Source organism: Komagataeibacter kakiaceti JCM 25156 (assembly GCF_000613305.1).
Genome location: NZ_BAIO01000089.1, coordinates 1 through 7,617 on the forward strand (window position 1 = coordinate 1; position 7,617 = coordinate 7,617).

At 64.3% G+C, this 7,617-nt stretch carries 5 protein-coding genes and 3 pseudogenes; 5 read left to right on the top strand and 3 right to left on the bottom strand.

Annotation, left to right across the window (positions count from 1 at the left end):
• Positions 1–50: 50 nt before the first annotated feature.
• Positions 51–1,358 (bottom strand): tRNA uridine-5-carboxymethylaminomethyl(34) synthesis GTPase MnmE, encoded by a 1,308-nt coding sequence (mnmE, locus tag JCM25156_RS07245; RefSeq protein ID WP_242402531.1) that lies wholly within the window; start codon positions 1,356–1,358, stop codon positions 51–53.
• A 100-nt stretch (positions 1,359–1,458) separates the two neighbouring features.
• On the opposite strand from mnmE, the pseudogene JCM25156_RS32605 reads away from it, so the two are divergent.
• From JCM25156_RS32605 to JCM25156_RS07255, 3 genes and pseudogenes are all read left to right on the top strand, one after another.
• Positions 1,459–1,569: pseudogene (locus JCM25156_RS32605) on the top strand (methylated-DNA--[protein]-cysteine S-methyltransferase); the annotation flags it as partial.
• A gap of 89 nt (positions 1,570–1,658) precedes the next feature.
• A complete protein-coding gene (locus tag JCM25156_RS30880) occupies positions 1,659–1,910 on the top strand; it encodes an MGMT family protein (protein ID WP_242402532.1) in 252 nt (83 codons plus the stop codon).
• A gap of 37 nt (positions 1,911–1,947) precedes the next feature.
• Positions 1,948–2,919 (top strand): quinone oxidoreductase family protein, encoded by a 972-nt coding sequence (locus tag JCM25156_RS07255; RefSeq protein ID WP_025812624.1) that lies wholly within the window; start codon positions 1,948–1,950, stop codon positions 2,917–2,919.
• A gap of 88 nt (positions 2,920–3,007) precedes the next feature.
• Here the strand turns inward: JCM25156_RS07255 and rho are convergent, their stop codons facing one another.
• Entirely contained in the window at positions 3,008–4,318 is a 1,311-nt protein-coding gene (gene rho / locus JCM25156_RS07260) for a transcription termination factor Rho (protein ID WP_025812625.1), read from the bottom strand.
• Positions 4,319–4,595: 277 nt separating this feature from the next.
• Entirely contained in the window at positions 4,596–5,558 is a 963-nt protein-coding gene (locus JCM25156_RS07265; protein WP_025812626.1) for a magnesium transporter CorA family protein, read from the bottom strand.
• Positions 5,559–5,753: 195 nt separating this feature from the next.
• Here JCM25156_RS07265 and trpB point away from each other — a divergent pair.
• Positions 5,754–6,982: pseudogene (gene trpB / locus JCM25156_RS22340) on the top strand (tryptophan synthase subunit beta).
• Positions 6,979–7,617 (top strand): annotated as a pseudogene (gene trpA, locus JCM25156_RS22345) (tryptophan synthase subunit alpha); the annotation flags it as partial. The pseudogenes trpB and trpA, both read left to right, overlap by 4 nt.

The window sequence follows — 7,617 nt, forward strand, 5'->3', positions numbered from 1 at the left end:
CCCCCACCAACAACGATCACATCATATGCGCGGTTCATCCTGCGCCTTTCCTATTTGCCAATACAGAACTGGCCAAACACGGTATCCAGAAGGGCCTCCACATCAACTGCGCCTGTCAGCCGCCCCAGCGCGCGCATGGCAAGCCGCATTTCCTCCCCGCGCATTTCAGGCCAGTCCATATCAAGCGCGCGCCCGATATGATGCACCGTCTCCTCCAGGGCGGCACGGTGCCGCGCACGGGTGAAAGGCGCGTTCGCCCGCCCCGCGGTCAGCGCCCGTGCGCGCGTGACCAGGGCATCCCTTAGCACATCCATGCCCGCATGGGTGAGTACACTCACACCAATAGCCCCCTCCGGCGCGGAATGCAGATCTATCTTGTTGCAGACCAGCAGGCCATCCCCTTCCAGCCGTGGGGGCACATCTTCGCCTGCGAATACCTGCACGACGCAATCCGCCTGTTTCACGTGAAACAGTGAACGCCGCACCCCCTCGGCCTCGATCTCGTCATCGGTTTTGCGCAGGCCGGCGGTATCGACCAGCGTGACCGGCACATCCCCCAGCACGACCCTGGCCTCGATCGCATCGCGCGTCGTGCCCGCGCGGGCGGACACGATCGCCGCATCCCGTCCGGCCAGCGCATTGAGCAGGCTGGACTTGCCAACATTCGGCTCTCCCACAATGGCGAAGACCAGCCCCCGGCGCAGCCGCTCGGCCCCGGCCCCTTCCGCCAGGCTGGCGTGCATCGTCGTATGCAGTTCGCGCAATCCGTCAACCAGGCCCTGTTCGACCTCGGGGGGCAGTTCCTCATCGGGGAAGTCGATCAGGGCTTCCTGATGCGCCAGCAGCACGCGCAGCCGGTCTGCCCATTGCTGGTACAGGCGGCTCTGCGCCCCATCGACCTGCGCCAGGGCCTGACGCCGCTGGGCCTCGGTCTCGGCGTCGATCAGGTCGGCTATCCCCTCCGCCTGCATGAGATCCATCCGCCCATGGGTAAATGCCCGGCGGCTGAACTCCCCCGGTTCCGCCGGGCGGGCTCCAAGGGCGACCAGCGCGTCGGCCACGGCGTTGATGACGGCAGGCCCCGCATGCAGGTGCAGCTCCGCGCTATCCTCGCCAGTATAACTGTCCGGGCCGGGAAACCACAGCACCAGCGCCCGGTCCAGCAATACCGGCTCCGCCCCGTCGCGCCGCCACAGGCCACGAAGGGAGGCCCGACGTGGCGCGGGCAGACGCCCGCACAGGCTTTCCACAATCCTGCCGCACCCCGCCCCACTCAGCCGCATGACCGCGATGGCGGCGCGTGACAGGCCGCTGGCCAGGGCGAAAATGACCGGAGGATGCCCATCACTTTCCTGCATAAACATCTCCGTTACCGCCATCATCATTTTGTCCGCTCCGGGAACGGCGTTATCCTTCACCTCTTTGTCCTGATCAAGGTGACTCATGCCACAACTTTCAATGCACTCGCCACTGGCGCCACTTACGGTCTCGACCGAAGATGAGCGGATCGTGGCGCTCGACTGGGGCTGGGGGCGTGATCAGGAACAGACCCCCGTGCTGCTGGCCGCGCGCGCCTGGCTGGATGCCTATTTCGATGGCGCGACAGCACTTTGCGATCTCCCCCTCGCCCCCTATGGCAGCGATGACCAGCTTGCCGCATGGCGCTTCATGCTGACCATTCCCGTAGCCGTCAGGTTCACTGGAAAGATGCGGCGGCGCAGGCCGGGATCGCGCCCGAAAGCATTGTCAGCGCCTGCGTGGAAAACCCCATTCCCATTCTCATCCCCTGCCACCGCATCGATTTCACCGACTGCCCCGACTACGACCCGGACACCTATCCCGGTGATGAAGGCGCGCGCGACCGGCTGTTCCTGCGCGATCTGGAGGCACTGTCCACCACCACGCCCTGACCCGGGCAATCCCGTAACGCTCAAGGGAAGACAAGCCATGAATACTGTCATCCGCGTTCACGACTATGGCGGCCCCGATGTGCTCCGCACGGAAACGCTGCCCGTTCCCACCCCGGCTGCGGGCGAGATCGTGCTGCGACACGATGCGATCGGGGTCAATTTCATTGATACCTATTTCCGCAGCGGCCTGTACAAATTCCCCTCCCTCCCCGCCATACCCGGCATGGAGGGCGCGGGCACCGTCACGGCGGTCGGCCCCGACGTGCAGGATCTCAGCCCCGGCATGCGTGTAGCCTATGCCGGCGTACCGGGCAGCTACGCAACATTCCGGACCATTGCCGCCGACAGGGTGGTCGCCCTGCCCGATGACATTCCATCCGATACCGCCGCCGCCATCATGCTGCGCGGGATGAGCGCCCACATGCTGCTGCGCGAAGTCTATCGCGTGCAACCCGGTGACGACATACTGGTCTATGCGGCGGCGGGGGGCGTGGGGCTTCTCATGTGCCAGTGGGCGCAGCATCTGGGCGCGCATGTCATCGGTGTTGTCTCGACCGCTGAAAAAGCCCGGCTGGCGCAGGCCAATGGCGCCGCACATGTCATTATCGGCACGGACCGCCTTACGGAACAGGTCCGCGACCTGACGGAAGGCCGGATGCTGCCCGTCGTTTATGACAGCATCGGCAAGGCCACGTTCGAAACCAGCCTGTCCTGTCTCGCGCCACGGGGGCTTATGGTCAGCTATGGCAATGCTTCAGGCCCCGTGACCGGCGTGGATGTCGGCACGCTGGCCAGCCATGGCAGCCTGTATCTCACCCGCCCGCTGCTCATGACCTATATCGCCAGACGGACCGCCCTGCTGCATGCGGCGAAGGAAGTCTTCTCCCTGGTCAGAAAGGATGTGCTCAAGCCACATATCGGCCAGCGATTCGCACTACGCGACGCCGCGCAGGCCCATATCGCACTTGAATCCCGCAAGACCACAGGCAGCACCATCCTGCTGCCCTGAAACGGGCCGCACCCGGTACTTCCGGCAATAAAAAACCCCGACCTATAAAAGCCGGGGTTTTTCACGTTCGGGATTACGGATAATCCGGTCAGGTATTCATCGCGTCGAAGAAGTCGTGATTGGTCTTGCTGTATTTGAGCTTGTCCAGCAGGAAGTCCATCGCATCCATGGTGCCCATGGGGGCAAGGATACGGCGCAGGACCCACATCTTGGCCAGGTCGGCCCGGTCAACCAGCAGTTCTTCCTTACGGGTGCCGCTCTTGGTGATGTCGATGGCCGGGAACGTACGCTTGTCCGCCAGCTTGCGGTCAAGGATCAGTTCCGAGTTGCCGGTGCCCTTGAACTCTTCAAAAATGACTTCATCCATGCGGCTGCCGGTATCGATCAGCGCGGTCGCGATGATGGTCAGCGAGCCGCCTTCCTCGATATTGCGGGCCGCGCCGAAGAAGCGCTTGGGGCGCTGCAGCGCATTGGCGTCCACGCCACCGGTCAGCACCTTGCCCGATGATGGCACGACGGTGTTGTAGGCGCGGGCCAGACGCGTGATCGAATCCAGCAGGATCACCACATCGCGCTTGTGCTCAACCAGCCGCTTGGCCTTTTCCAGCACCATTTCCGTCACCTGTACGTGCCGTGTGGCCGGCTCGTCAAAGGTGGAGGAAACCACTTCCCCACGCACCGAACGCGCCATGTCGGTCACTTCTTCCGGCCGCTCGTCAATCAGCAGCACGATCAGGAAGACTTCGGGGTGGTTGGCGGCGATGGAGGAGGCGATGCTCTGCAGCATCACGGTCTTGCCGGTGCGCGGCGGCGCCACGATCAGGGCGCGCTGGCCCATACCGATGGGCGAGACCAGGTCAATCACACGGGAAGTAAAGTCGCGGTTCGGGGTCTTGCCCTTCCCCTTGCCATTGGCGGGCGGCTCGGCCACCCCGCCCACGGCGGAGTTCTCGACCTCCATCTGCAACCGGCGTTCGGGGTACAGGGGGGTCAGGTTGTCGAAGTTGATCCGCTGGCGCACCGCCTCGGGCGGCTCGAAATTGATCGCGTTGACCTTGAGCAGGGCGAAATACCGCTCACCATCGCGCGGGGCCCGGATCTGGCCTTCCACCGTATCGCCGGTGCGCAGCCCGAAGCGGCGGACCTGGCTGGGGGAAATATAGATGTCATCCGGGCCGGGCAGGTAATTGGCCTCGGGCGAGCGGAGGAAGCCAAATCCATCGGACAGGATTTCAAGCGTACCGTCCCCATAGATGGCCTGGTCATTATCGGCCAGGGTCTTGAGGATCGTGAACATCAACTCCTGCTTGCGAAGGGATGATGCGTTTTCAATGTTCAGACTTTCAGCATAAGCCAGAAGGTCTGCTGGGGATTTGGCCTTGAGTTCGGCGAGTTGCATGCAGGATATGCCTATAAGTGGGCAGTTCACGGAGGGAAAAGTAAAGCCAGCAATCACGTTGACAGGGTGCGCGGGGCGCGGCCCCTGACCATGTTCTTACGAAACGGTTGATGCTGCTTGACTGATAAGGCGGGGAATCCGGACAGGTGCGAAGACCTTCCGGAACAGCGCCACCTTATGCCAAATCCGCCCCGGCGTCAAGCCTGACCTGCGCCACGGCGTGCCGCCACGCGGCCGGGACCGGTCATGAAACGCCCGTCCGCGCCACGTCCGCGCCCTATTTGCCCAGCCACCCGCGCCGCCAGAACCAGATCAGGGGCAATATGACGGTCGCCGCCATGAGCACGAGGGAATACCAGTAACCATATTTCCAGTTCAGTTCCGGTATGTCATGAAAATTCATGCCATAGATGCCCGCCACCAGCGTCGGGGCCACGCCAATAAAGCTGACCACGGTCAGTATCTTCATGCCGTTATTCTGTTCGATGCTGATAAAGCCCAGTGTCGCGTCCAGCAGGAACTGGACCTTGTTGGCCGTCTGCGACACGAAGTCGTTCAGGGAGCGGATATCGCGCTCCACCGTGCCCAGCCGCGCCTGAAGCTGCTCGGACAGGTCATGGCGCTTGTTCTCGCCCAGGAAGATGGAAATGCGCTCAAGCCCCAGCAGGCTGTCCCTGACCGATGACCCCAGATCGCCCGACCGGCCCACCCGGCGCAGCATGTTGCGCAGCAGCGTGCCCGCCTGCGCCTGTCCCGGCTCCTCGGACTGGAACACGTCGCGCGACATGACATCGAGCGACTGCCCCAGATGTTCGAGAATATCCGCCAGGCGGTCCACGATCGCCTCAAGCAGCATGATCGCCGCCTCGTTGGCGGTCAGGGCGCCCTGGCCCGCCACCTGCCGGGCCACCACGTCAAACGCGCTGAAACCGGTGAAACGGATGGTCAGGATCCGCTCATGCATCAGCACGAACCCCACGGGGGAGACGAAAAAATCATCCGGCGTCTTGCGCACCAGCGGCGTGGAAAGATAAACGGCGTCATCCTCCATGAACAGGCGCGAGGAACTCTCGATCTCGTCAAGCTGGGCGCGGGTGGGAATCCGCTGGCCCGTCACCTGCGCGGCCAGGGCCTCCTCATCCGCCGTGGGATTGAGCAGATCCAGCCACGCGGCGCCTGCCGCGTCCTCCGCTATGGTCACACTTCTGGCCGGAGCCCCGGGGCGGTGCGCTAGAAACATGAGCCGTCTTTCTTTCGTTCCTGATCCGTGTCCATCCATCATGCGCCAGCAAACATGTCAAATCATGACACGCGCACGCTGCGCCGGGGGCTGGTATTTTGCCGCCATCCGGTCCAGAACCGCCCTACACGCGGCCCGGAATGGCTGCATGAGTACAGCAGTGAGCCACGCACCTATTCTTGCGGAGTAGCGAAGTTGAGCGCAACAGACACACAGGCAGGCGCCAACAGCCTGCGCAGCGGCCCCGACGGCCGCGGCCGTTTTGGAATTTTTGGCGGCCGTTTCGTCGCTGAAACCCTGATGCCGCTCCTGCTGGAGCTGGACGGCGCGTACAGGGCCGCGCAGGCGGACCCCGAATTCCGGCGCGAACTGGATTATTACCTCAAGGATTACGTCGGCCGTCCCAGCCCACTGTGGTTCGCGCGCCGCATGACCGAACAGCTTGGCGGCGCGAAAATCTACATGAAGCGCGAGGAGCTGAACCACACCGGCTCCCACAAGCTCAACAACGTCATGGGGCAGATCCTGCTGGCCCGCCGCATGGGCCGCACCCGCATCGTGGCCGAGACGGGGGCTGGCCAGCACGGTGTGGCCACCGCCACGGTCTGCGCGCTGTTCGGCATGAAATGCGCGATCTACATGGGGGCCACCGATGTGGAGCGGCAGAAGCCCAACGTCTTCCGCATGCGGCTGCTGGGGGCGGAGGTCGTGCCCGTCACGGCAGGCGCGGGCACGCTCAAGGATGCGATGAACGAAGCCATGCGCGACTGGGTCACCAACGTGCATGACACCTACTTCCTTGTCGGCACGGTGGCGGGGCCGCACCCCTACCCGCAGATGGTGCGTGACTTCCAGTCCGTGATCGGGGTGGAAACGAAAGAGCAGATCCTCGCCGCCGAAGGTCGCCTGCCCGATACGATCGTGGCCGCGATCGGCGGTGGATCGAATGCGATGGGCATCTTCCATCCCTTCCTTGACGACCCCCAGGTACGCCTGATCGGGGTGGAAGCGGCAGGGCTGGGGCTGGACAGCGGGCGCACCGCCGCCTCCATCGAGCGCGGCAGGCCCGGCGTGCTGCATGGCAACCGCACCTACCTGCTGCAGGACGCGGATGGCCAGATCACGGAAGCCCATTCCATCAGCGCGGGCCTCGACTACCCCGGCGTCGGCCCCGAGCATTCATGCTCAGTGACATAGGCCGCGCGGAATACGTGGGCGCCACCGATCAGGAAGCGCTGGACGCCTTCCAGCTCTGCACCCGCACCGAAGGGATCATTCCCGCGCTGGAAAGCGCGCACGCCATCGCCTATGCCGCCAAGATCGCGCCCGACATGCCGAAGGACGCGATCGTGGTCGTCAACATTTCCGGCCGGGGGGATAAGGACATCTTCACGGTTGCCGAACATCTGGGAGTGAAACTGTGAGCCGCATCGCCCGCCGCTTCGCCAGCCTGCGCCAGCAGGGCCGTGGCGCCCTGATCCCGTATGTCGAAGCCTGCGACCCGGATTACGACACGGCACTCGCGATCCTGCGCGGCATGCCGGGCGCGGGCGCCGACCTGATCGAGGTGGGCGTGCCTTTCTCCGATCCGTCAGCCGATGGCCCGACCATACAGAAGGCGGCCCTGCGCGGGCTGAAGGCCGGGTCCAGCATGAAGCGCGTGCTGGAAATGGTCACGGCCTTCCGCGCGGATGATGACGAGACCCCGATCATCCTCATGGGCTATACCAACCCGATCGAGGCCTACGGGCCGGACCGCTTCTGCGCCGATGCGAAAAAGGCGGGCGTGGATGGCTGATCGTGGTCGATCTCCCGCCCGAGGAAGCGGATCTGCTCAGCGCCCCCGCCGCACGGGCGGGGCTGGACATCATCCGCCTTGTCGCCCCCACCACGCCCGATGACCGGCTGCCGGTGGTCTTCAATGGCGCGTCGGGGTTCGTGTATTATGTCAGCATTACCGGCGTAACCGGCACGCGCACCGCCAGCACCGATGAACTGGCCCACGCCCTGCCGCGCCTGCGCCGGGCCACTGACCTGCCCATCGCCATCGGCTTTGGCA